Source organism: Pedobacter steynii, assembly GCF_001721645.1.
Classification (GTDB): domain Bacteria; phylum Bacteroidota; class Bacteroidia; order Sphingobacteriales; family Sphingobacteriaceae; genus Pedobacter; species Pedobacter steynii_A.
In genome coordinates this window covers 4,620,440-4,644,853 of the sequence record NZ_CP017141.1, presented here as the reverse complement: position 1 = coordinate 4,644,853, position 24,414 = coordinate 4,620,440, and the positions used below count along the sequence as shown (strand labels likewise).

Sequence of the window (24,414 nt, the reverse complement as noted above, 5' to 3'; positions counted from 1 at the left end):
TTAGAAAGCGTATCCCACAGCAAGATTAAACCTTCTTCCGTTACCTCTCACATAGTTGATATCACTTCCATAGAACTGAGATATACTTGGGTAATAGCTTTTATTCAATAAGTTTTCAATTCCCAGATTCAATCTCATGGCCTCATTTACTTTGTATGCGGCTGCGAAATTAAATAAATCGTAAGCTTTAACCGGGCCTTCCCCAATTAAATATTTACCTGTTTTTTCATTGCGTTTAAAGCGGTCTCTGCTTCCCACATGCACCCAGTTCAGGTCTACACTTAGGTTTTTCAGGCCGGAATAACGGATATAAGCCGTGGTTTTGGAAGGCGGGATTCTGGTCGTATTCAGGTAAACATCTGTTGGCCCGTCAAATTTACCATCGTCATCTACATCACCTTTACCTTCTACTTTAGCATAATTACCACCGATCAACAACTCATCCAATACCGGGTAATCCGCCTGAACTTCAAATCCATAAACTCTTTCCGGAATTCTTTGGGAGATGTATCTTCCATCTACTTCAAGCAGGTTCGCACCTAATTTCGAAGTGCTCAAATAATAGGCAGCACTCAGGTTCAGTTTTCCCAGTGCACTGCTGAAACCAGCTTCATAATTATTCACGATGATTGGTTTTGTTTCCAACTGAGCCAATGTATTACTCGTTGCTACCCTAAGTACCCGTCCTACTTCAAAAACAGAAAATGACTGTGCATAGCTTATAAAAGGGTTAAATACCTTCCAGGCAGAATACCTGGCTCCGGCATTGAATACAAAAGCGTTATAATTTAAGGTCCCTCCTTTAACATCCACATTTCCGGTTCCGTTTGGACCGGCAAGGGTGGTAAAGTCATTGACCTTGATGTCCATATTTTCCGATCTTAGTCCGGCTTTAATCGTCAGGTCAGTCATGATATTGGCGCTGGCCTGAACATAAGGGGCAAGATTCAGCATGTTCATCTTTGGCACCCATGCCCTGCCATCTACCAGATTCTGCGCGGTTTTATCATTCAGTACATCCAAACCATAATTCACCTGCATCAATACCTGCTCTGAAAGTGAGAAAGGTGTGTTTAAGTTTAAACGTGCTCCTTTTTTAGTAGATAAAAGCGCTGACTGTCCGCCGCCTAAAAAAGAAGTACTGTTGGAATATATGGTATAAAAATCCTGATAGTATACATTGGCAGTAAGGTCTGTATTTCCTGCTATTTTTTTATTGGTATATTGAAGATTCGCATTGTGATTAAAACGTGTTCCTTCGTCCACACCAGGTCTGTCGCCTTTGACACCAATAGCTGGCGAAACTCCGTAAACACCTGCTTTAGTCACATAACGGGAATCCTGTCTGGAGCTAAAATAATTATACATCAGGTCCAGGCGTTGTGTTTCAGAAATATCATAGCCTAATTTCGCATAACCATTGTAGGATTTGGTTTCACCAAGACCGTATTCCGGAGAGATCACCAATCCTTTAGCGTCACGGTACACACCCGTTTTTTCATACATTCCGCTAACGATATAGTCGAACTTTTTCAATTTACCATAAAACTGTTGTGTCGCACGGTAGCCAATGGTACTATCACCTTTTGTATTTCCTGTCAGGCCGATCTGCGAGTAACCGCCGAATTCCTTTCCTGAATTCCCTTTTTTTGTAATGTAGTTGATCAATCCACCCTCTGCCCCATTTCCGTAAATGGCTGTTGCACCTTTAATCACCTCTACACGTTCAATAACAGAAGGGTCGATACTTCGGATATCCCTTCCTCCTGCTCTCAGTGGAGTAGATTGCGGAATTCCATCAATCAAAACCAGGACACTTCTGCCGCGCAGGGTTTGTCCGGAGTTTCCGGTCTGATTGGTCGCCATTCCAAGTCCAGGAACACTATAAGATAGAATATTAGCCAGGTTAGGACTGATAATAGATTGGGTATTGATATCTTTTGCTGTAAGGATAGTTACGGAAGAAGGGGTTTGGGATAAAGATTCTGCCCTTCTGCTGGCAGAAACGATCACTTCTGAAAGATCTGCCTGTTGTTCTTTTAAAACCACCGCCACTTCCGTAGTTCCCTCCGCTGAAACAGATACTTCTTTTTGTTGTTTCTCATATCCGGTGATAGAAATGCTAAGGATATGCTTTCCTGCTGAAACTCCGGTAAATGTAAACTTACCGCTCTTATCTGAGCTTGTTTTCAGGTTCAGCTTTTTGATGCTGATATTAGAAAAAGGAATATTTTGATTTAATGAATCGGTAACTATACCTGAAATTGTTCCTTTGCCTGTTTGAGCAAATAAATTCCAGGGCAAAAAGCACGCAAAAAGTGCGACAAATAAAAATAAGGGTCTAAGCTTCATGTATGGAGGTTTTGAGCGGCAAATATAGATTAATTTAGATTAATTACAAATAGATTGCCACAAGAAGAAAAGTATCATGCTTTCTGCTAATTCATTTTTTTTCAAACACTTTGAAAAGTCAGGTGTTGCTATATCATACAGGCTATCACCACATTGGCTATCGCCTACAAAAACCTTATCTTATGAAATACAATAATTATCGAAAAGTACTCTCTTCTTTAACCTCTCAGAAATCAGATTCTACCCTACCCGTGGTAGCTCTTTTAGCCGGACTTGCAGTTGGTGCAGTAATTGGAGTTTTGTTTGCCCCCGAACGAGGCACAGACATCAGGACACGGATTTCAGATAAAGCTAAAGGTCTTTCCGATACTGCTAAAGACAAAATCCGGGCTGTAAAGAACAAGTTTCATACCGAGGAGGAAGAACTGACTGACCTAAAAGACGAAGTAGTTGATAAAGTAAAGTCCAAAGCAAAAGAAGCAACTGATCTTAAAGATGAGCTGGTTGATGAGGCTAAATCTAAAGCAAAAGATATCTCAGAAGAGGTTAAATCGGCTGCAGATAAGGTAACAAACGGCTAGTCGAAAACATATAGCGTAAAACCGGAATTGGGTATTTCTATTGATCCCCAGAGTATATACTTTATCAGGAAGTTTCCTGTATAAGGTATATACCCTTAATGGTGAGAAATAATGTCCTATTGAAGCTTGAAACTATCGGATAACAGATGTTTAACAAAAGTTTCCTTCAAATAATGTTCATCGCCCTTTTGCGTAATGAAGTAGAAGCATCTTTTAATATCAAGGCCTTTTACATCAATAACCTTTAATTCACCGCTTTTAAGCTCCTTTAGCATCGAGTGGATAGAAAGAAATGCAAATGATTGCGAATTCAGAAGATAAGATTTTATACTCTCTGTGTTTTCCAATTCCATATCGATATTTAAATCTGATAGATTTACATCTACATTTTTTAGTGCTGAGGTGATGACTTCCAAAGAGCCTGAACCAGGTTCTCTGAGCACCATAGGTAATTTTTGCAGTTCAGCTGTAGATATGGTTGTTTTTTTCGAGACCGCATTGACATTACTTGTACATAGAACAATTTCATCCCTGGCAAACGATCTATAATTAATGTACTGACGTTTGGTTTGTCCCTCCACTAAACCAATATCTATTTTATTCCCTAACAACAAATTCTCAATCGTTTCCGTATTATTTGAGATAAGTGCAATTTTCACTTCAGGAAACTTCAGTTTGAACGATGCAAGATATTTTGGTAAAAAATAATTTGCAATCGTTGTGCTCGCCCCGATCTTAAGCGATCCCTTAATATTCTTTGAAAGTGCCGCGAGATCAGACTCTATATTACGGTGTAGATTAAGCAGTTCTTCCGAATGTTTCAAAAGCAAAATCCCCGCTTGCGTTAACTTAATTTTTGTCCCATTGCGCTCAAAGAGTTTAGTTTTGTAGAATACCTCAATTTCGTGTATATGCCGGCTTACTGCCGGCTGAGTAATAAACAACTCTTCTGCTGCCCTGGTAAAGTTAAGTCGCTTTGCTACGATATAAAAAACCTTGAGTCTAAAATCAAACATAAATTCCCTTTGCTAACCTCTCCATTTTCATGCTTTAAAAGTATCTTTTTCTTAAGAATTCGCCTAATGATTCTAACAGTTAGTCGTTTGTGGTAAAACCATATTTACGATAAATTTCCTTACCTTTTTTACTGATTATAAAGTCCATAAAATCTTTCGCCGCCTGTTTATGTGGCGCTTTTTTTAACTGCCCTGCCATATAGGTCGCCTGAATATTTTCTTTATCGGGGATTTCAATAATTTCTATAGGGTGATTAATCATCTTCTGATAATAGGCTTCAGAGTACCAGACCGGCCCGGCCTGCGATTCTCCATAAAGAATGCGCATCGGGGTTTGCCGGTGGTGTATTTGCGTAAGATAAGTAGATTTATCCTGCACCTTATCCATCATAATCTTCTTTTTTAATGCTACTCCTCCTGCTTTAACATAGGCTTCCTCTATTCTTTTTCCAATTCCTTCCCATTCAGGATTTGGCATTGCAATTTTAACATCAGCCCTACCCAGATCCTGTAAGCGCTCAATTCTGGCAGGGTTTCCTTTTTGAACCATGATTGCAAGCTTATTTTTAGCATAGACTTCAGTTCTGGAAAACCAATCTGAAAACTCCACAATCCTTGACTTGCCGGCTGTATATACATCTGGTAGATGTGAGATTCTCATATTACCAATAGTTATTGAACCGCTCTGTATTTGCTTCGCCAGGATCCCCGGAGGAAGTGTTTCGGCAAAGATACGGGTATATTGAGGGTAGGTTTCTTTGAAGCCCTTAAGCAAATCATCGATCACCATAAATTGGTTCCCCGCAAAAAAAATGACCAATTGCGGGTCAGTGATATCTCCATAAAGATCGGGTACATTGTCAATTCCTTTGATCGTAAAATTCAGTCCATCATTGAAAGGCTTATTCCATGGGGGGTCGAATTTATATTCCTGGGCATGCGTATTGAAGGTCAGCAACGTTGTCGTGGTTGCCAGTAAAGCAGCATAAATCAGTTTCATGTTATTTCAGATAAGATTAAAATTAAGGATGAAGAATTGCCCAACCCTCACTTTGGCGGATGATCAGTTCTCCGTTACCGCTAGGCACAAAGGAAATAAAGCTATAAAGTTCATCTTTTTCAATGTTTCGTTCTTTGAGCGTATTCTCACACTGCGCAAGTAGCACACCTTTTTTCTGGAGTTCCAGCAGCTGCTGTTCATAGGCTGAACCTTTTTTAAATGCAACCACACCTCCGCCATGAACAACCAATTCCACCTTAAGCTTTCCTGCCAGCCTTGGGTCTTGTAAAGCATTGTTTATATTCTTTAATGTAGCAGCAATCTTCTTGTCATCTTCTGTATTCAACTGATATACCACCTTATAGATTTTCTTTACTGCAATGGCTCCGCGGAAGGGTTTCGATACCTCTTGCTTTTCCTGAGCTACCACATTTAAGCTGAACAGCAAAACAGCTGTAACTGCCAGTAATCTGAACTTTTTCATATGATCTTTAGTTTATTTTGAGTGTTTGATAAGTTGTACAATTGGCTTGAATGGTCCGTATTTGTGTTGGCGCTCTGTAAATCCATCACTATAGGGCCCATAGGGATAATCAACCGGTTTTTTCGAAATGTCTTTCCAGTCGCCCGCCTGATCCTTATGAGGTCTGGGTTGCGAATTTACGAAGGCAGCGATGTCCCAGGATTCCTCATCTGTCAATAACTGATTTTCGTAAGATGCTCCAAAAGGCATATTATTTTTAACGTATCCTGCGAAATTGGAAATTCTATACAAGCCTGCGGCATCATTATAACTTTGCGGTCCCCATAAAGGAGGATACACAAAGGAATTTTTATCTTCCGTTAATATCCCCTCTCCCTTAGCACCATGACAAGAGGCGCATTTTGACTGATAAATCAATGCTCCCCTTACCGGATCAGCGGCCCGGTCAAGATACGCAAGCTTTTCCAGTCCTGCCCCCTGTGGAATGCTGTCTTTTTTTACGCCTGTACCCAAAAACCTGATGTATGCAACCATTGCGTTCATTTCCTCATTTCCGGGTCTGCTGCCATTAAGGCTTCTTTCAAAGCAATCTGAAATCCGCTTCACGATCGTTTCCTTAGTTCCTGATCTTGCCCTGAACTTTGGATAGGTCGAATAAACAGCTGAATAATTATTTCCAAATGGTTTAGTGCCAGCATCCATATGGCAATTCTGACAATTCATACCATTAGTCAGTTTTCCAACCGTACCATTTGGTCCTAAATACCTGGAGGTATTGGCGATCAGGTCCCTGCCATATTCCACCAATTTCTTTTCATCCTTATCTGTTAGGGAACTAATTTCCGGAGCTTTCCACATCGCATTTTTTTTAGTTTCTTTGGACGATGATGCAGAATCTATACCTTCCACTTTAGCCGATAGAGAAGATTCTGGGAGTATATTAGCGACCACCATAGCGACCATCAAGCCTAACATTACAACGATAAGTAAGATGACTATAATCAGTCCACGACGAAGCTGTTTTAAAATATCTTCCATTATTTTTAGGGTTATCACAGCAGCTAATAGCTTTTACTGCCTGACAAAAATGGATGAAACCGGAATGAAGAAGAAATTCAATAATGTTATCGCCTATAACAAAAAGTTATCAGAAAACACAAAATATTTAACCTATATAATAGATAGATTTTATTAAAGATCAAGCCGTATTTTACGATAAAGTAGTTTTTGGGGGGTTACAAAGATTTCTATAGAACAGATATTCATCTGTATTGCTCTTTCACTTTTCAGTACATTGGAGCGCATTAATACACCATGTTCAGTGAAGACATAAGGTTAAAACATCTTTTAGCGCCTGTTTGATGGTATCGCAAAATGCGATACCATGTCTTCAAGCTCCTGATCGCTTAACTGGAAGGTTCAGTGATTATCTCCCCCCTTTGTCACTACATGATGTAACATTTGATAAATCCCTTGGTAAGGCTTTCCTTTTTCCAATTTTAGAACATATCTTTGACCATTGCTAGCTTTCAAAACAAGACGTGTAAAATTTTCTTTATTCATTACCCTGTCTCTAAACTCTTCTTGTATAGCAAGGCTTACCTCAACTAGTTCACAATAAGGGATAGATAATATTATACTTTCCTCTGATTCTATAATCCGATCACTGGTGATGAACAACCAATTTAATTCATCCTTTTTAAAACATAATAATGGTTGTTCATCAGCTTTTATCAATGCTACCTGATTGGAAAAATTTAATTTATTATCCTCATTGATGATTTTAGTTAATACCCCTTCACCCCCTTTCCGTCTAAAGATTGACAGTAATATTGATGATTTACTTTTAATTTCTGTCATAACCTATTATCTTAAAACTTTTTGCAAGAAAACACCACTGCCTGACTTCTCAAAAGAATAACCAAAACACCTAGCAATATTTGGATTGAGGAAGCCTTTGTTAATTACAGATGAGCCGTAAATAGAAATTTTATTTGTGCCAGCCCCCAATGCCTCTGATTCTAAGCTTATAACTAGAGACCTAAAACCGGATAGACTTTTACCTCCTGAGGCTTCCAATAAAAAACATTTCTATTAAATGTATTACCTACTAGCCCTTTTGTACCCCAAACAGAATAACCTGCCACATTCTCAGCTCCGTTAAACAAAGCTTGAGAGAAAGTTTCCTCATTAAGGTTAACTAAATTTCCCTCTCCTCTAGCAACCAATTTACCAAAAAGAGAATCAACTGCTTTAGCAACTACACCCGTTACCGGTTTGAGAATCGCCCCCGAATAAAAATGACTCAAAGGTCAGATTCATATCTACCCGACCACGACTTGCCCTCCTAGGTACATAAAAGTTCAAATCAGAAGCTTTATCAGCTAAGCCCTTAAACTGCGAACCTAACCTTGTTACCGCTAAATTTTTTCCAGATAACGCATTTTTGTACCAGCAGCAAAATTATAATAATCGTAGGTAGAGCCTCCTTTATTACTAACCTTATTTTTTTACCTGAGGCGTCAACATAATACTCATCCTATGGTCGCTGAAACGCCATGGATTTTTTAATCTGGTCAAATATTTCCTTCACTTCTCCGCCATAGTAGGTTTCCATACCATTAGGGTCAATATTATTCACGGGATTATTATCGGTATAAACATAAGGGATAACAACATGTACCTTTTCTGCTTTCGGATCTATAACATTCCACCTCCCTATTGCCGGATCATAGAATCTCGCCCCGTAATCGTACTACCTACCATTTTTTGTTGAAGTATCCCTCTATTTCTTCCATTCTAATATTTTAAAAGAAGTTATTATTGAATCCTTTGAATAGGAGAATTCTAGATTTTTCGAATAGACAGGATCAATATCACTCCCATAATCAATAGCAATTCTATAAACAACGGTATTAGCCTCTTTCGAATCGGGATAACCTAAATATCCAATTAACTGAGAATAACTTAACCCTATTAATTTATGATTAGTTGTTAAATCCTTAAGCATCTGAGAACGGTATGCCGAAGGATAAATCGGATCAGCTTTCTCTGCCCATTTAGTCTTCTCAAAACTAATGTCCTGAGTACAGGATGTTAAAAAAAACACCACTACTATTACGCACAATACATCAAACGAAATTTCGGTAAATTTGGTCATATTCTTAATTCTAATCATCATTATTTTATGGCAGTTCCTGTTTCCTTTCTGGCTTCTGCTATACGCTTCATTTCTTCAGCAAAAGTAAAACCATCGTTATTCAAATTATTAAAGACTTTCTGAAGGGATTTATGCTGTTCATTACTAATTTTAGTTTGAGTCATTCGGAATGTTCCATCACTCTGTCTAGTAGCGGTCCATAATCCGTCGGTTTTGAAAGCGTCTAAAACTTTTAAAGCAAGATCTTTCATACCCATTCCTTTATTCTCTTCACCAATTGATCTACCGATTTCATTATTGGTTAAGTCGATTCTTTCATCTGCACCGCCCAGTGTACCAAAAGATTTTTTCGTATAATCAGTACTCCAATTACTATTAGGGTTCTCTTCATGAGCAAATCCTACTTTACTAGCTACATCGCTTCCAAACTCGCTGGTAATTGTTGCTTGCCATAATACATGTCGGAAAGCATTAACTTCACTCCCTTGGTTTTCCATTCCAGCAGGTTCTCTTAAAACAGATCCTCTAGCTTCTGATGAACTTCCCCTCGTTGAAAACCGTGCTGCATTAGTGGATATATTTCTTATAAAGCACCTGTAAAAAATTGCGTTCAGCTTTCGGTTCTACCCTACTTTTTGCTGATGGTTAAAGAATAACCTGGTAATCGGGATCAACAATAAACCACAAAGGGCGAAGATGATGAAAGATACCCTTAGGTTAAATGCATGTGCCAGGTAACCAATCAACGGTGGCCCTAATAGCATTCCTGTAATCGAATAAGTAGCGATAATAGAAATCGCCATTCCCGGAGAATATTTTTTTGAAGCTCCTGCAAGTGCATAAGACATCGGGATAATCGATGCAGTACCAAAACCAACCAGAGAAAAGCCCGCCATAGCCGTCCAGAAAGTTGGAAAGATAATCGCAAGACTAATACCGGATATAATAAAGGCCGCACTCATAATATAAGTTTTAGGCATTCCAAATCTGGCAATAATAATATCTGACAGGAATCTGGATGCTGCCATAAAGGTCATAAAGATCAGGTAACCATAAGTAAAGATCTCCACTTTTATGATTTCCTGAAAATAGATTCCGCTCCAATCGAACATCCCTCCCTCGCAGATGGCGCATAAGAATACCACCACTCCTAGATAAAAGATATACGGATCAGGTTTGCTTAGAATGAGCTTATTTCCTGTTTTGGAGCGGTCTCCCCCAAGCAGGAACTGATAAGAATATACCGTAACCAGTAACATAATTCCTGCTACAATAGAAAAGTGAAGCTGGATGGACACGTTTAGGGTTAGCAGGAAAGTAGAAAGCAAGATTCCCGCAATTCCACCAATACTCCAGTATCCATGGAAAGAACCTATAATTTTCTTCTCAAATTGCTTCTGAAGGGTCAATGCCTGGGTATTCACTGAGATATTGAATATCCTGGTGGTAAAAGCAAATAGAATAACCGCTACTATGAGGCTAAACGTATTTTGCGCAAAACCGATCAGGGATAAAGAAAGCGCGTTTAAGGCATAGCCCCCGGCCAGGGGTACTTTACTATTGAAACGGGAAATTAACCAGCCTGAAATTGGGAGTCCTAATAATGATCCCACAGGCAATGCCAGTAAGATGCTTCCCAACTCCGCCTCATTAAAGTCGAATGTTGTTTTAATCGTCGGAATCCTGGATGCCCAGGTAGCAAAGCTAAAACCCGATATGAAAAAAAACAGACTTAAAAAGAAACGGTGCTTTTGCTTGGAAATCATTAGATCATCTTTATTCTGCAAATTTAGCAATTCCTTTCGTTCCACCTCCTTAGTCGGGTATAGAATATGGATTTTATCGTCTATCAACATATCTGTAATATTTTTATAAATAAGCCAAATAATTGGACGATTAACGGCCTGTAAAAAACTGATAATCAATATTTTTTCAATAATACAACTCCATCTACCTGGAACCAGGTATTCTTATCTAAACGATAACAAATTTGTAGTGTAAATGTAATTTTCTGTTTATCTTGTAACTTTATTAACAACTAAACTATTTTTTATGAAAAAAATCTTACTAAGCTTGTTTGTGTTCATGCTCATTGCCGGGACCACGGTTGCACAAAACCGGACAATCACAGGTACAGTTACGGATCAATCCGATGGCAAACCACTGCCAGGAGTAAGTGTTAGAGTAAAAGGAGGTGTGGGTGGTTCCCAGACCAACGGGGAAGGAAAATATTCATTAAGTGTTCCAGACGGTGCGACTACACTGGAGTTTTCATACATCGGATACACTGCCCAAACAAAAGCCATTTCAGGGAACGTCATTAATGTAGCACTTCAGGTAAATGCTACGGAACTTGGAGAAGTCATCGTTGTTGCTTACGGTACTGCTACCAAGGAATCTTATACCGGCTCAGTGGGCGTTGTAAAAGCGGCAGATCTTAAAGACAGACCAGTAACTTCGGTGGATAAGGCACTTCAGGGTACTGTTCCAGGTCTGGTAGTTAAAAGTGCTTCGGGACAACCAGGCTCAGTGGCCCAGGTGAGGGTCAGAGGGGTTGGATCAATTAACTCTGAAGCCTCCCCTTTATATGTTGTTGACGGGGTTCCAATGGATACTCAGGGTGACATCAGTATGTTGAGCGCCTCGAATAACCAAACTACGAACATTTTATCCTCTCTGAATTCAGAAGATATCGAATCAGTTACCGTATTAAAAGATGCAGCTTCTGCAGCCTTATATGGATCAAGAGCTGCAAATGGTGTGGTGATCATTACGACAAAAAAAGGTAAAGCAGGTAAAACAAAAATTCAGGCCGGTGCGACATTTGGTTATTCTGATCTTGCAGTAAAACAACATAAAATGTTAAATGCTTCGGAATATTTCAAGGTTTACTGGGATGCCAGTTATCAAGGTTTCATTGATGCCGGACAAAGCCCTGCCCTGGCCACCACCAATGCCAATGCGGAAACCATTGACATTTTGAGTGTAAATCCATACAATACACCTAAACCATATGCGGCACAGGGAGTATTGAGCAATGGTGCTGCATTGCTTTATGATACAGACTGGAGAAAAGAAGTATTGCGTACAGGTAAAAACGAAGACTACAATGTAAGCTTTAGCGGAGGATCTGAAACGACCAAATTCTACGTATCTGGTGGATATTTTGACCAGGAAGGTATTGCTTTAGCTTCTTCTTTTAAACGTTATACAGCGAAAGCAAACCTCGAGAACAAAGCCACTGATTTTCTTACTTTAGGGATGTACAATACACTATCCTACACTGATCAGAATGCTCCATCCGGAGGCACCAATGGTTCAAGTTTATTAGGCTTCACCAACAACGTATCAAATGTATATCCTTTATACGCTAGAAACGCAGATGGCTCGATTCAGTATGATACAAAAGGACAACCGGTTTACAACTTTGACAACAATATGTTTAAGGACTACAATCCGGTTTACCTAAGTAAAGAAGATAAATTCTCTACACAAACTGCAAGGGTACTTTCCTCAGCTTTTGCCGAGATTTCTTTTCTTAAAGATTTTAAATTTAAATCCATGTTCACAGTGGATTATCTGACCAACCGTGAGCTATTGTTCTACAATATGGAGCATGGCGACGGTGTTGCTGTAGGCGGAAGAGCATCCCGCTTTTCTGCAAGAAACCTGGGATTAAACATCACCAATACCTTAAATTACAGCAAAAGTGTTGACAAACACCTTTTTGGATTCCTTGCTGGTCATGAAGCATCCAAAACAAACTATGATCTGATAAATGCAGCGGGAACAGGCTTTCCTTTTCCTGGTGTATATGAGTTAAGATCTTCGTCTAAAGCAGCAACTGCTGATTCTTATCAGACTGATTATCGTAATACCGGATATTTCTCCCGTTTCAATTATTCTTATGACAACAAATATTTCTTCTCAGCCAGTATCAGACGAGATGCTTCATCCGTTTTCGGAATAGATAGCAAATGGGGTACTTTCTGGTCTGTGGGTGGAGCATGGAGAGTAAAACAAGAAGCCTTTTTACAGAACGTGAATTGGTTAACTGATTTAAAATTAAGAGCTAATTACGGAACAGTTGGTAATGATAAATTCATTTCTACCAATCCAGAATTATCCCGTTACGCCTCTCTGGATTTATATGAGCTTGGATTCAATTACAATGGCCAGGGCGGAACCTCTTATAACCAGCTTGGAAACGGAAAATTACAATGGGAAAGAAATACCAACACTGACGTTGCCCTTGAATTCCGTTTGTTTAACATCTTTAACGGAGAGATTGTTTATTACAAACGATCCTCGAAAGACTTGTTATTTGCTAAGCCATTATCTATGATTACTGGTTTCCCTTCCATCAATACCAACCTTGCGTCATTAGACAATAGCGGTATAGAGGTTGGCTTAAATGCAGATGCCGTGACAACTAAAGATTTTACCTGGAATGTTGGTTTGAACTTCGCCAGAAATACAAACAAAATCACTAAACTTAGTCAACCGGAAGTGATCGTTGGATCGAAAAGATACCGTGTCGGAGTAGATATCTATCGTTATTACATTGAAGAATATGCAGGTGTAGATCCTGCAAATGGAAATGCCCTATGGTACAAAGATCAAACAGATGCAAATGGAACTACCACAAAAGTAACCACATCAGATTATCGTGAGGCAACCAGATACGAACAAGGTTCAGCCTTTCCAAAATTAACAGGTGCATTTAACAACAGATTTACCTATAAAGATTTCGATCTTGGCTTTATGGTTTATTTCAGTCTTGGAGGAAAAATCATGGACAATAACTATCAATCTCTGACAGGAGACGGCTTAAGCCCTGGTAAACAATTATCAAGAGATGCCCTGAATGCCTGGAAAAATCCAGGCGACAATACCAATATGCCTCGTTTCATCCTTTCGAACAACACCCTTAGCAACTCACGTTCAACCCGTTATTTGTTTGACGCAACCTACGCAAGGTTAAAAACGGTTTCCTTAGGATACTCTTTGCCTAAAAGTTTAATCAGCAAAACCGGAATACTTCAAAATGCAAGGATTTATGTAATGGGAGAAAATATACTAACCTGGGCAAAACATAAAGGAGTAGATCCTGAATTTGATTTCGATGGTGTTGCAGGAAATGAGATTCCAAATGTAAAAACATTCTCTTTTGGTCTTAATGTAGGATTTTAGTCTTAAAAAAAATGAAAAACAGATATATAACAATTTACACGTTCGGATTGCTGATTGCATCCGCGACATTATTTAACGGGTGTAAAAAAAGCGACCTTAGCCCTACTCCAACCACTGCTATCAATACTGATGACGCTTTCACCAGTCCGGGAAGGGTTGAAGCAGCGATGGTAGGCTTGTATAGTCTTCTGTCTTCTGGTGCATACATGAACGCTATGCTATTACAGGCAGACATCAAAGGAGAAGATATTTACGTAAGACGGTCAGGAAACTATAACAGGTTTGCGCAGGCTTATAGTTACGCGGAAACTCCAACCAGTCTCCAACAAACATTTTGGAGAGAAGGCTACAGATTGATTGCCAACTGTAATCAGGCGATCCAAAAAGTTCCACTTGCCCCTCTTACCGATGCAGATAAAAAGAAATATCTTGCAGAGGCCAGAGCAATGAGGGCAATTGCCTATTTTAACCTGGTGAGGTGTTATGGAAAACCATATTCACTTGATCCTAATGCTCTTGGAGTTGCAAAATCAGATACACCTCTTGGTGTAGATTCGGAATTACCTGGAAGAGCAACCGTAAAGGAGATTTACGATTTTATTCTTGAAGACCTGAATTATGCAGTACAAAACATGTCACCTTCTCTTTCAAAAATCTCCAGACTTACCTTACCGGCAGTTCAGGGGCTTTTATCAAGGGTTTATTTAAGCATGGGTAATAAATGGGCAGAAGCGAGCAGCTTTGCTAAACTGGCAAGAGCTGGTCATCCTTTAGATGATAAAGCCACATTACTGAATGGATTCTATAAAGCTTCAGGCGAATGGATCTGGGATATGGAATACACTCCGGACAATACTCCAGGATATGTAGGTGCAGCTTCATTTCATGAGCCTTATGATGTGGGTTACAGTACTTTTAGGGCAGATACCAATTTCCACCGCTTGTTTAAAACTAATGACATCCGTAAACAACAGTTTTTCGTTTCAGACGCTGGCTACGGTGATGCCTTGACTCGTGATTATGAAGTGAAAGACGCAGCTGGTTATTTGATGAATAAATTTTATTTTAAACCCGGATTTGACGCTTCAGTGGTATTGATGAGGTCTGCTGAAATGTTTTTAAATGAAGCTGAGGCTGAAGCGGAACTGGGGAACTGGCCTGCTGCACAAAATGCTTTATTTGAAATACAACGCCGTTCAATTACCGGTGCAGTAAAATCGACTAATACTGGTGATGCATTAAAGGAAGAAATCCAGATAGAAAGAAGAAAAGAGCTTTACGGTGAGGGCTTTAGAATCTTTGATATCCAAAGAAGAAAAGAGACGTTGAAAAGAACCGGCGGTTCGCACTGGTCTAAAGTAAATATGGCTCCTGGTGATCCTAAATTCTTAATGCCAATTCCAAAAGAGGAAATTGATGCCAATCCAAAAATTGTGCAAAATCCACTTTAGGATTTGATAAGCACTTAAAAACCGCGACAATTAATATGCTTAAGCGGCAATTTTCAAATTGAAAATTGCCGCTTTTTTATAAAAACAAATCCCGTCTCTTCCTACTCCACACTCACACACCCCCTCTCCCTAAGTAAAAACTCTATTACTTAACTAGAATTGTTCTAAATAACTTGCATTGTTAGTGTATTATCTACACTTTTGCGGCAGGGATTAGAATCAGTCTAAATTGAAATTACTTTACATTACACTTCTAATGGTGGCCTCAACGGCTACCTATGCGCAAAATAGCGCCATCATAACGGGGAAAGTTTATGACGAACAGCAAAAAGCCATTGAACTGGTCAATATTAAGCTGGTAGAAACGAATCAATATGCGGTCAGCAAAAGCGATGGAAGTTTCTCCATACCAGGTGCAAAACCAACAGGACAGGAGGTCACTTTAGAGTTCTCCTCTATTGGCTTCAAGAAACTCAGTAAAAAAGTTAACATCACCGCTTCAAAACTCGATCTGGGTATCATCACCTTAAAAACACTGGACCTTAGCCTTAAAGAAATCTCCATTAGTGCAAAAAGAGATTATCAGGGTTCTACAAACTCCTCCTTTATCATCGACCGGGACATGATCGAGCAGATCCCTGCTTTAAGTATAAATGATTTGCTGAACCAGATCCCAAACCGGACCATCAGCCCTCCTTCACTTCAAAGTGTACAGAACCTGACTTTAAGAGCGACTTTCCCCGAAAGACTGACAAAAGATCCTTTCCAGCTTAACAATGCTTTTGGTGTAGCGATCATCATGGACGGACAGGCGATCAGTAATAATGCAAACATGCAAAGCTATAATCCAGGTATCTCCGGATTATCTGACGCTCATATTTACAGCCCATCCAGTTATGGCCTGTCAGGGGCTAAAAACAGGCAGTACTCAGGAGATTATGCCTTTGGAGGAACTGACCTCAGACAAATTCCTGCCGACAATATAGAAAGTATTGAAGTCATCGCCGGAGTACCCTCTGCAAAGTATGGAGACTTAACCGACGGAGCGATTATCATTGAAAGACAGGCAGGAAAATCTCCCGGATACCTGCGCATGCAGATCAGGGACAATGCCACCTCCTACGGCTTGTCCAAAGGATTTAAACTAAGTGACCAGCTTGGATCCTTAAATCTGGGGCTTAACTATGTAAATTCCTACGCCGATAACAGAGAGAAACTCAAAGCCTATAAAAGAATCAATACCAATGCCATGTGGACCAACTCTTTTGGCCGCGAGAAACAACTGAAAAACACCTTTAGCATTGACTACGGACGAAATCTAGATGGCATTAAACACGACCCGGACGATCCAAAAAGCACTAAAACCAGATTCGACAGCTGGAATTTCGGAATAGGAAACAGATTCAACTATCGCTTGAAAGGTGATTTTCTAAAAAACATAGCCCTGAATGTAAAATATAGCGAAGGCCATCAGCAGACCTATAAAGAAGAGATTGTCAATAAATCTTATATCGCTTACTCTGATGCAACCAGTACCGGGATCACAGAAGGTATTTTTGATACAGGAATATACAATTCAGTTTACCAGGTAGACGGACGACCGGTCAGCCTTTCTGCCAGACTTGATTTCAACTCCGAATTTAACACCGGAAAACTGATCCATTATTTCTCTTTCGGGGCTGGTTATAACTATAGCATCAATAAAGGAGAAGGACAGCTCTCGGATCCCAACAGGCCCAGGGTTCAAACTACTGCACAATTGCCAACCAGCCTCAGCAGAGGAAGATATGGCTCAGACCGTTACTATGATTTCAAGCTGGCAGTTGCCCAACAGGATGTTGGAGCCTATCTGGAAGATATGTTTAAGTTAAAAGTTTTAAACAGAGAGCTCAATGTGCGTGCTGGTGCCCGCCTGGATGTACAGAATAGATATGCCTCAGTTGCACCAAGAACGAATGTCAACTATCAGCTCAGCGACAAGGTCCGCATGGGACTGGCTTACGGCATCGCATTTAAATCTCCAGGTCTTGCACACCGATATCCAGGTCCGACTTTCATGGAGGTTCCCCTCCTGCTTAGCTACAATGGCAATGTTAACGAAAGCCTGTATTTATTATACGTGGAGCGTTATGACCCTACTAATAAAAACCTGAAATCATCTCAGAACCAGACTTTTGAATTTACCACCCAGGTGAAACTTAAAGATTTCAACCTCTCCCTGAGCGCTTTCCATAAAGAAGCAAAAAATGGAATCAGTACCATAAGCAACCTGAAAAACATTTCCCTGCCAACATATACGGTAACTCCTGTTCCCGGAGAGAAACCTACCGTTATCACTAGCGGATTAAAAAAATATCAGCTCAACTATTTTACGTTCAGCAATACCCTGCAGTCGAAAAGCACGGGCCTGGAACTGATGTTAAGTACCCCGGCTATCGAAGCTATATCCACCTCTTTTAACATTAGCGGAGGGATTTTCAAAACCAATTCCCGTACCACTGAACTGACCAGAAGAGATGTTGCCGCAGGAAACAACACCAACCCTGAATATCCGAAAACAGGCCTTTATGAACCCAGCAATCAGACTTCTTACGAGAGCAATGGACGCATTACCGCAACAACCCATATCCCGAAAATCAGCCTGATCGCCCAGTTCACCGCAGATTTCAAATTCCTTAGGAAAACAAAAAGAAGAATCAGCGCCGGGATCCCCTTAGGTTATTACAACAATGACCTGGAATACATCAGCATCAGCCATTTCGACAAGAATGATCCGATACACAGCCTGTTGGTAATACCCGAATCCGCTTTTCAGGAAGATGACCTTCCCCGGATCCTGCCCAATTACCATTTAAGCCTGAGCAAAGAAATCAAAAAGCGTTTTAAGTTCTCCTTTAACGTGTACAACGTTTTCAATTATCAGCCTAGCTATCTGACTTCAGGAGGCAACCTGATGATGCCTAACCCTAGTCCGACTTTTGGCGCCGAATTATCATTAAAACTCTAATATATTTCTCATGAAAAAACTACTATTTACCCTTTGCCTATCCAGTATACTGCTGGCCTGTAAAAAAGATAAAACCCCGGATATTAAACCTGTTGATCTTGGCGTAAGCCTTGCTTATGACATCAGCTCCGGGTATACTTTACCTTTAACCAACGCCAAAGTTAAAATCACCAATATCCTGACAAAAGCTTCGCAGGAACTTCCTGTTGGTACCGATGGAAAAGTACTTTTTACCGCCATTGCAGTGGGCTCTTATGATATTGATGCCGTAGTAAGCATCCCTGCAGCTGAGTACTCCAGGATTACTGGTATTCCTACGGAAGATGCGGTAACCTTTAATGCGTCTGAAAAAGGAAAACAAATCAATTCAGATTTCAGCGGAAATCTGGAGCTAAAACTGATCGCAGGAAAATCCGGCGACTGGGTGATTAAACAAATCTATTATGCCGGATCGAATACCTCAGAGGGTGCAGGATTCAGAGACCAGTTTATCGAATTTTATAACAACACCAATGTAGTGCTTTATGCAGACAGCCTGTATTTTGGCCAGGTCTTTGGCAGGGTATCTACAGCCAACACGACGATACATACTTTAGCAGGTGGACAATTGGACTGGAGTAAATCAGTAAACATGCCTTCCAACATTAATGCAAACAGGGATTACATCTATGTAAAAACCTTATTGATGATTCCCGGAACGGGAAAACAATATCCTGTACAACCTGGAGAAAGCATTGTTCTGGCCCAAACTGCTTTAAATCACAAATCTCCTTTCACCGGCAATAACGGTAAAGTATTTTCAGTAAAAAAACCGGAATTAACAGTAGACCTGAGCAAAGCAGATTTTGAAGCTTATTATGGAAACCTGCCAGGCGAAACCCCTTTTGCCTCGGATATCGATAACCCTCAGGTTCCTAATATGGAAGTGCTTTCCTATACCGGTAATGACCTGATATTAGACAATAAAGGACGTGATAGCTATGTTATTTTTAAAGTAGACGGCACTCAGAAAGTAAGAAACTGGCCTCAGTATAATGAACCTACAAAGGCAACACCTGCCCCGACAGCTAAAAAATATTACCAGATTCCTCTACAATATGTAATCGATGGTGTAGAAATTCAATCCAACATCGCCAGCGACCGTTTTCCTAAAAAATTACCGGCCAATATCGACGCCGGACTGGTATTCTCTCCTAATGGTGCTTACTCTTCTCAATCAGTAATTAGAAAAACACAAAAAACCACAAATGGGAAAAGGGTGCTGAAAGACACCAACAATTCTTCCGAAGATTTTGATTTTTTTGATAGAGCAGAGCCAAAAGGCTTTAAATAACTGATGAAAAAACAATATATAATGCTGTTTATATTGCAGGTATCTACCTTTTGTCTTTATGCGCAAAAGGCAGATACCACTGCGATTCTAAGTCTGAAGAATAAAATATTTGCAGCTGATTCTGCCTCCTTCGCAGCCTACCAGTTTGCCAGAAAAAAAGCATTTTTCAGTTCTACTATTCCGGATGGTTTCAATACCCTTAGCATTGGCCATCAGTTTTCTAAAGGTGGTTATACCCCACTTCAGTCGGCAGGCAAAATCAAGGACAACTACCTGACAACAGAAGGTAAATCAACATTAGCCGGCATTGCATTATGGGGTGCCTTTTCCTACCACAGAATCGCTGAAGACAGTACCCGATGGGCACACCAGACCAGAAATAATCCGAGCAGCCCGTATTACTACGGATCGGCGGCCAATGTAAATTACCAGCGAACGGTTTACCAGCTGAATGCCACTGCAGAACGGAATATGCTGGGCAATAATCTACCGATAGCCATTGGTATCGACTATAGAATCGGCGACCATTATTCCACAAATGATCCCAGGGGTACCTTGAAAGATTATCAGCTCAACTTACAGGGAAGTCTTGGGTATCGGTTGTCCGAACAACTAAAGGCCGGTCTGGGAATCAGATATGGATATGGTGAAGAGGCCACTAATGTTGCTTATAAAAATCCAGATAAGGTGTCTAACCTGGAATACCTCGACTTCATTACCCATGTGATCAGCGGTTATAATACAGAAGGAGAAAAAGCCCTGGGCAGAGACTTTCGGAATGATATGTCGAGATTTGGCTTCGATGCTTACCTTTCTTATCAGGGTAACAATTTTGGAACCCTTCGTTTCAACGGATATTACCTCGAAGAGAAACAGGAATTCGTCAATCGGATTGAAGATGCCAAAACCGGAGAACACCTGAACGATTATACGCTTAAGACGTATAATTTTGATTTGATGTGGCAAAAGAAAATGCAGGGAAGCAACCTGGTCGTTACTTTTAATTACCTGAATACCGATGGAGCAGATTTTAAGTATCCCGCCAAAGCCAACAATTACCTGTACAACCACAATCTATGGGCTGCAAAAGCATTTTTGAACCGTCCGGGCAAAACCAGTTATAACTATATTTTAGGGCTGACCAAGGATGGGGAAGAACGGCAGGATGGCCTCACCGGAAACCTCCTTGGCTATAACCGTTTAAAAGTGAACGCAGGAATTGGCTTTAACAAACGGCTTAAGGGAGAGCAAAGCTGGGGGGTACATGCAGAAGGTATTTATTCCATCAGCTTAAATGATCGGTTCAATGTGCCACAGGGAAATGAAACGGTATTCGCCAGAATGGTCATTTATAACGATTATCTGTATTATACTTCCAATTTCTTTGGTGGCTCTGTAGCTGCAGATTACAACTTCCCTACCTATAAAAAAATTCAGACCGGCATCAGGCTTGGTTTCAGTTATATGGATGCGCTTAAGTTTAAAACCCTCGACAGAACGGTCATTTCTACTCCGGGAAACAATAGGTTTTCTACCAATCTATCCTTAAACCTCTATTTTTAATTCATGAAAAAGGTATTTTCTGTCCTTAGCGGATTGTTCTGCATATTGTTATTTCTCTCTTTCAGGTCCTATGAGTTCCTTCCTGATGATGAAATCCCAATAGATTCCCTGCGCAAGGTCTATTCTAAATCTCCGGATCAATGGCCAAAACCAAATATTGATTCAGGAGTGAATTTTGTGGAGCTGGGTGTACTTCCTCCATCTCCTCTGGAAGGGCAAAAAGGAAAATTAAAAGGCATCATTTCACTTGGAAAAACTTTATTCTTCGATCCCCGTCTTTCCGGTTCAAATCAGATTTCCTGCTCCAGCTGCCACGCATCGGATTTAAACTGGGCGGACGGTCGTGAGGTCGCCATCGGTCATGATCATGCCGCAGGGAAGAGGAATACCCCTACCCTGGAAAACATATGGTCGGTCAGTAAGCTATTCTGGGATGGCCGCGCGGAAGGATTGGAAGATCAGGCCGTAAATCCAATTACCAACCCGATAGAGATGCACCAGGATTTGAAGAAGCTCCCTTCCAAACTGCAAAAGATCAAAGGCTACCAGCCTTTGTTTAATGCTGCCTTTGGCGATAAAAAAATCACAGAGGAAAGAATCCTTTCTGCCCTTGCCACCTATCAGCGGACAATTGTAAGCAGGAAATCGGACTTTGATTACTTCCTGGAAGGCAATAAGAAAAGAATGACCGATCAGCAGATTCTGGGATTACACCTGTTCCGTACCAAAGCCCGCTGTGTCAATTGCCACAATGGCCCCTTATTTACTGATGGTGAATTTCACAATCTGGGCCTGACCTATTATGGCCGTAAATACGAAGATCTCGGCCTGTACAACATCAGCAAAAAACCGGAAGATGTAGGAAAGTTCAGAACTCCCGGATTACGCAACGTGATGCGTACGGCGCCCTGGTTTCATAATGGCCTGTTTGGCAATATGGATGGGGTAATGAACATGTACAATGTGGGCATGCCAAATCAAAAACGCAGACCCGGACAGGAAAATGATCCGCTCTATCCCAAAAATGACAAATTACTCCGTGGCCTGATGTTGAGCAAAATGGAAAAAGATGCGGTGATTTCTTTTATGGAAGCCATTTCCGGAGAATCCTGGAAAGAGCGTTCACCTGAATTACCAAAGTAAACCGGTCCGTATTTTTAGCAAAAAAGAAGTTCCGGTTAACGAAAAACAGTTAAAACAAGACAATCAGCAAATAACTTGTGTAATTATAGCAGGAGATATTATGTTTGTGGAACATCAACAATAATGTTCCAATGAAAAACATCCTCATCCTCCTGCTATTTTTTTGTTTAAACGGATACGGACAAGAACGGAAAGAGTTCCGCCCTCCTGCCGGCTTTAAACAGGTAACGAAGGCCGAAGGGGACCTGGATAAGGATGGGATTAATGAGATCGTCTACATCTACAACACCAACCGCAAAAGTGGAGAAAATGGCTTTTACCGGGTATTGTATATCTGCAAAAGGCAAAATGGGACCATCAGGCTCTGGAAGGAAAATCATTCTGTGATCTGGGAGTACCAGCGTTATGGCCGTATCTTTGAAGAAGTTCCGGACCTGACCATTAGCATTAAAAATAATACTTTGATCGTTGAACAAACTTTCAATTCCAATTCCAGACATTCTCATAAGTATAAAAACATTTTCCGCTATCAAAACGGAGACTGGTTCCTGATTGGCGCGACCTACAATGATTTTGATACCTGCGAGTATGATTTTCAATACGACATCAATTTTTCCACCAAAAAGGTCAATGTAGCGTATACGTATGGAGATTGTGATGAAGGCAGGACACCTCCAGAAGATGAGTACCTGAATTTCAGCTATCCTTTTAAAAAGATACTCAGGATGGATGAATTTACCCCCGGAAATACGGAACACAAAATCCCGGGCAAAAACAAATATTTCTATTACTAAATTTGCAACAGAAACTGCTTTCGATCAAGACGGTTCAAACCAGGCTTACAGAAGTACTTTTTTATGATACAGGCGCTAAGTCTTTATGGTACAGACCCTAAATCGAAAATGAAACTAAATTTGTTGGAATAAAGTCATTATTCGCCAATTAAATTAATCATAAGAAGATTAATTATCAATAATAAGTACTTTGTTTTAATCTGAAAACAGATCGTTTCTTCCAAAAACCCTTCCCGGTCCTTTCCTTTTTTTACCCCATAATCCATAGGTTATCCTCCGTATTCAGCCCGATATGACGCCGGACTGAGTCCACAGTAAGTCCACACTGAGTCCACAGTGAGTCCACGTTTTTTTCGGAAAAACCTGAACCAGCCGTGTACCTGGCCTGGACAAGCAGTGGATTCATTACGAAGGTAACTTGGACGCGTCCCGAATTATACTTAACTTCAAATTAAATAAACTCAAATAAATATGGCAAGATTAAAAGGAAAATTTCTTATTGGTGCAATAGGAAACCTCACATTCAAAAAACACAGAAAAGAACAGATTGTGCAGACAAAACCTGGAAAGGGTGGCGTAAAACAAACTAAAGAAACAAAAAAGGCAGCACTTGTATTTGGCAAAGCGAGCAGGTTCTCTAATTGTCTCCGTCAGAGCTTCGGCTTCCTGATTGAAGACCGTTACGACGGAGGAATGGTGAACCGCCTGAATAAAGAAAACTTCGCAATCTTTAAACAATGCTACCAGCCTGAAACGGAAAGTTACGAATTTAAACCGGATAGTTTCAGAAGATTAAATGGTTTTGATTTTAACACCAAATCACCATTGAAGGATAGCTTATGGGTGGAACCTTCCGTACAACTGGTCGGGCAGGAGCTCCAGATCCGAATTCCTGATTTTGAAATCCCGTCCGATTTCAAATTTCCACCGCACAGCAACATCTGCAGTGTGGAATTAAGTATCTACCTTCTTTCTATCGAAACCTGTTACCAACAACAAATACGTCTGGAAGCGTTGCAAATTTCCAATGCACAAAAAATGGTACCTTCCAGGGAATGGAAAATAGAGATCCCGGACGGATGCATCTGTGTTACCGGTCTGGCATTACACTATTATCGCAATCAGGGAAATCTAACCGTCCCGGTTAATCATAAAGAATTTAACCCCGCGGTAATCGTAAATGCGACAGTTAGCAATGGAAAATTCAATCTACCCTGGGATGTCAGCTGGCATTATGCGGCAATTAGATTCAGACCGAAAAACCAGGACGATCTTTCAAACCAGGAGACAACATCAGAATAACATCATGATCGTTTTATCCTAACTGGAAAACTAAA

General features: G+C 40.4%; 19 protein-coding genes and 1 pseudogene. 9 read left to right on the top strand and 11 right to left on the bottom strand.

Going from position 1 to position 24,414, the window contains the following annotated elements:
- Positions 1 to 2,352, bottom strand: a complete 2,352-nt coding sequence (locus BFS30_RS19190) for a TonB-dependent receptor (protein ID WP_069380769.1) — start codon at positions 2,350 to 2,352, stop codon at positions 1 to 3.
- A gap of 182 nt (positions 2,353 to 2,534) precedes the next feature.
- Here BFS30_RS19190 and BFS30_RS19185 point away from each other — a divergent pair, with 182 nt between their 5' ends.
- On the top strand, positions 2,535 to 2,933 hold the full coding sequence (locus BFS30_RS19185; RefSeq protein WP_069380768.1) for a YtxH domain-containing protein: 399 nt from the start codon (positions 2,535 to 2,537) through the stop codon (positions 2,931 to 2,933).
- Positions 2,934 to 3,049: 116 nt separating this feature from the next.
- On the opposite strand, the gene BFS30_RS19180 is transcribed toward BFS30_RS19185, so the two are convergent.
- From BFS30_RS19180 to BFS30_RS19140, 10 genes and pseudogenes are all read right to left on the bottom strand, one after another.
- Positions 3,050 to 3,949, bottom strand: a complete 900-nt coding sequence (locus BFS30_RS19180) for a LysR substrate-binding domain-containing protein (protein WP_069380767.1) — start codon at positions 3,947 to 3,949, stop codon at positions 3,050 to 3,052.
- Between the two features lie 79 nt (positions 3,950 to 4,028).
- On the bottom strand, positions 4,029 to 4,949 hold the full coding sequence (locus tag BFS30_RS19175) for a molybdate ABC transporter substrate-binding protein (RefSeq protein ID WP_083252117.1): 921 nt from the start codon (positions 4,947 to 4,949) through the stop codon (positions 4,029 to 4,031).
- Positions 4,950 to 4,971: 22 nt separating this feature from the next.
- Positions 4,972 to 5,433: a DsrE family protein gene (locus tag BFS30_RS19170; RefSeq protein WP_069380766.1), complete on the bottom strand. Its 462-nt coding sequence runs from the start codon at positions 5,431 to 5,433 to the stop codon at positions 4,972 to 4,974.
- A 12-nt stretch (positions 5,434 to 5,445) separates the two neighbouring features.
- On the bottom strand, positions 5,446 to 6,471 hold the full coding sequence (locus tag BFS30_RS19165) for a c-type cytochrome (protein ID WP_069380765.1): 1,026 nt from the start codon (positions 6,469 to 6,471) through the stop codon (positions 5,446 to 5,448).
- A gap of 381 nt (positions 6,472 to 6,852) precedes the next feature.
- On the bottom strand, positions 6,853 to 7,293 hold the full coding sequence (locus BFS30_RS19160) for a hypothetical protein (RefSeq protein WP_069380764.1): 441 nt from the start codon (positions 7,291 to 7,293) through the stop codon (positions 6,853 to 6,855).
- A gap of 173 nt (positions 7,294 to 7,466) precedes the next feature.
- Positions 7,467 to 7,742: a hypothetical protein gene (locus tag BFS30_RS19155; RefSeq protein ID WP_069380763.1), complete on the bottom strand. Its 276-nt coding sequence runs from the start codon at positions 7,740 to 7,742 to the stop codon at positions 7,467 to 7,469.
- Between the two features lie 230 nt (positions 7,743 to 7,972).
- Positions 7,973 to 8,176 (bottom strand): annotated as a pseudogene (locus BFS30_RS27520) (RHS repeat domain-containing protein); the annotation flags it as partial.
- 42 nt (positions 8,177 to 8,218) lie between these two features.
- Entirely contained in the window at positions 8,219 to 8,614 is a 396-nt protein-coding gene (locus BFS30_RS19150) for a hypothetical protein (RefSeq protein WP_167353168.1), read from the bottom strand.
- Positions 8,614 to 9,090 (bottom strand): DUF6973 domain-containing protein, encoded by a 477-nt coding sequence (locus BFS30_RS19145; protein ID WP_069380761.1) that lies wholly within the window; start codon positions 9,088 to 9,090, stop codon positions 8,614 to 8,616. The genes BFS30_RS19150 and BFS30_RS19145 overlap by 1 nt, the downstream gene beginning before the upstream one ends.
- 126 nt (positions 9,091 to 9,216) lie before the next feature.
- Positions 9,217 to 10,449, bottom strand: a complete 1,233-nt coding sequence (locus BFS30_RS19140; RefSeq protein WP_237028608.1) for an MFS transporter — start codon at positions 10,447 to 10,449, stop codon at positions 9,217 to 9,219.
- A gap of 196 nt (positions 10,450 to 10,645) precedes the next feature.
- Between BFS30_RS19140 and BFS30_RS19135 the strand changes: the two genes are divergently transcribed.
- The 8 genes from BFS30_RS19135 (at position 10,646) to BFS30_RS19100 (ending at position 24,379) form a co-directional block, all read left to right on the top strand.
- Positions 10,646 to 13,786, top strand: coding sequence for a SusC/RagA family TonB-linked outer membrane protein (locus BFS30_RS19135; protein ID WP_083252115.1), 3,141 nt, complete (start codon positions 10,646 to 10,648; stop codon positions 13,784 to 13,786).
- 11 nt (positions 13,787 to 13,797) lie between these two features.
- The gene (locus BFS30_RS19130) at positions 13,798 to 15,237 is read left to right on the top strand and encodes a RagB/SusD family nutrient uptake outer membrane protein (protein ID WP_069380760.1); all 1,440 of its coding nucleotides are present in this window, start codon (positions 13,798 to 13,800) and stop codon (positions 15,235 to 15,237) included.
- A 229-nt stretch (positions 15,238 to 15,466) separates the two neighbouring features.
- The gene (locus BFS30_RS19125) at positions 15,467 to 18,244 is read left to right on the top strand and encodes a TonB-dependent receptor (RefSeq protein WP_157262964.1); all 2,778 of its coding nucleotides are present in this window, start codon (positions 15,467 to 15,469) and stop codon (positions 18,242 to 18,244) included.
- Between the two features lie 10 nt (positions 18,245 to 18,254).
- Positions 18,255 to 19,577, top strand: a complete 1,323-nt coding sequence (locus BFS30_RS19120) for a DUF4876 domain-containing protein (RefSeq protein WP_069380758.1) — start codon at positions 18,255 to 18,257, stop codon at positions 19,575 to 19,577.
- A 21-nt stretch (positions 19,578 to 19,598) separates the two neighbouring features.
- Positions 19,599 to 21,140: a DUF6850 family outer membrane beta-barrel protein gene (locus tag BFS30_RS19115; protein ID WP_157262962.1), complete on the top strand. Its 1,542-nt coding sequence runs from the start codon at positions 19,599 to 19,601 to the stop codon at positions 21,138 to 21,140.
- A gap of 3 nt (positions 21,141 to 21,143) precedes the next feature.
- A complete protein-coding gene (locus BFS30_RS19110) occupies positions 21,144 to 22,283 on the top strand; it encodes a cytochrome-c peroxidase (RefSeq protein WP_069380756.1) in 1,140 nt (379 codons plus the stop codon).
- Positions 22,284 to 22,414: 131 nt separating this feature from the next.
- Complete coding sequence (locus BFS30_RS19105; protein ID WP_069380755.1) at positions 22,415 to 23,077, top strand: hypothetical protein; 663 nt, start codon at positions 22,415 to 22,417, stop codon at positions 23,075 to 23,077.
- Between the two features lie 471 nt (positions 23,078 to 23,548).
- Positions 23,549 to 24,379, top strand: a complete 831-nt coding sequence (locus tag BFS30_RS19100) for a hypothetical protein (RefSeq protein WP_069380754.1) — start codon at positions 23,549 to 23,551, stop codon at positions 24,377 to 24,379.
- The last annotated feature ends 35 nt before the right edge of the window (positions 24,380 to 24,414 follow it).

What these genes read in the sequence shown, in the direction of transcription:
- BFS30_RS19190 (WP_069380769.1), bottom strand. Translation starts at nt 2,352, where the DNA reads ATGAAGCTTAGACCCTTATTTTTATTTGTCGCACTTTTTGCGTGCTTT.
- BFS30_RS19185 (WP_069380768.1), top strand. Translation starts at nt 2,535, where the DNA reads ATGAAATACAATAATTATCGAAAAGTACTCTCTTCTTTAACCTCTCAG.
- BFS30_RS19180 (WP_069380767.1), bottom strand. Translation starts at nt 3,949, where the DNA reads ATGTTTGATTTTAGACTCAAGGTTTTTTATATCGTAGCAAAGCGACTT.
- BFS30_RS19175 (WP_083252117.1), bottom strand. Translation starts at nt 4,949, where the DNA reads ATGAAACTGATTTATGCTGCTTTACTGGCAACCACGACAACGTTGCTG.
- BFS30_RS19170 (WP_069380766.1), bottom strand. Translation starts at nt 5,433, where the DNA reads ATGAAAAAGTTCAGATTACTGGCAGTTACAGCTGTTTTGCTGTTCAGC.
- BFS30_RS19165 (WP_069380765.1), bottom strand. Translation starts at nt 6,471, where the DNA reads ATGGAAGATATTTTAAAACAGCTTCGTCGTGGACTGATTATAGTCATC.
- BFS30_RS19160 (WP_069380764.1), bottom strand. Translation starts at nt 7,293, where the DNA reads ATGACAGAAATTAAAAGTAAATCATCAATATTACTGTCAATCTTTAGA.
- BFS30_RS19150 (WP_167353168.1), bottom strand. Translation starts at nt 8,614, where the DNA reads ATGATGATTAGAATTAAGAATATGACCAAATTTACCGAAATTTCGTTT.
- BFS30_RS19145 (WP_069380761.1), bottom strand. Translation starts at nt 9,090, where the DNA reads ATGGAAAACCAAGGGAGTGAAGTTAATGCTTTCCGACATGTATTATGG.
- BFS30_RS19140 (WP_237028608.1), bottom strand. Translation starts at nt 10,449, where the DNA reads ATGTTGATAGACGATAAAATCCATATTCTATACCCGACTAAGGAGGTG.
- BFS30_RS19135 (WP_083252115.1), top strand. Translation starts at nt 10,646, where the DNA reads ATGAAAAAAATCTTACTAAGCTTGTTTGTGTTCATGCTCATTGCCGGG.
- BFS30_RS19130 (WP_069380760.1), top strand. Translation starts at nt 13,798, where the DNA reads ATGAAAAACAGATATATAACAATTTACACGTTCGGATTGCTGATTGCA.
- BFS30_RS19120 (WP_069380758.1), top strand. Translation starts at nt 18,255, where the DNA reads ATGAAAAAACTACTATTTACCCTTTGCCTATCCAGTATACTGCTGGCC.
- BFS30_RS19115 (WP_157262962.1), top strand. Translation starts at nt 19,599, where the DNA reads ATGCTGTTTATATTGCAGGTATCTACCTTTTGTCTTTATGCGCAAAAG.
- BFS30_RS19110 (WP_069380756.1), top strand. Translation starts at nt 21,144, where the DNA reads ATGAAAAAGGTATTTTCTGTCCTTAGCGGATTGTTCTGCATATTGTTA.
- BFS30_RS19105 (WP_069380755.1), top strand. Translation starts at nt 22,415, where the DNA reads ATGAAAAACATCCTCATCCTCCTGCTATTTTTTTGTTTAAACGGATAC.
- BFS30_RS19100 (WP_069380754.1), top strand. Translation starts at nt 23,549, where the DNA reads ATGGCAAGATTAAAAGGAAAATTTCTTATTGGTGCAATAGGAAACCTC.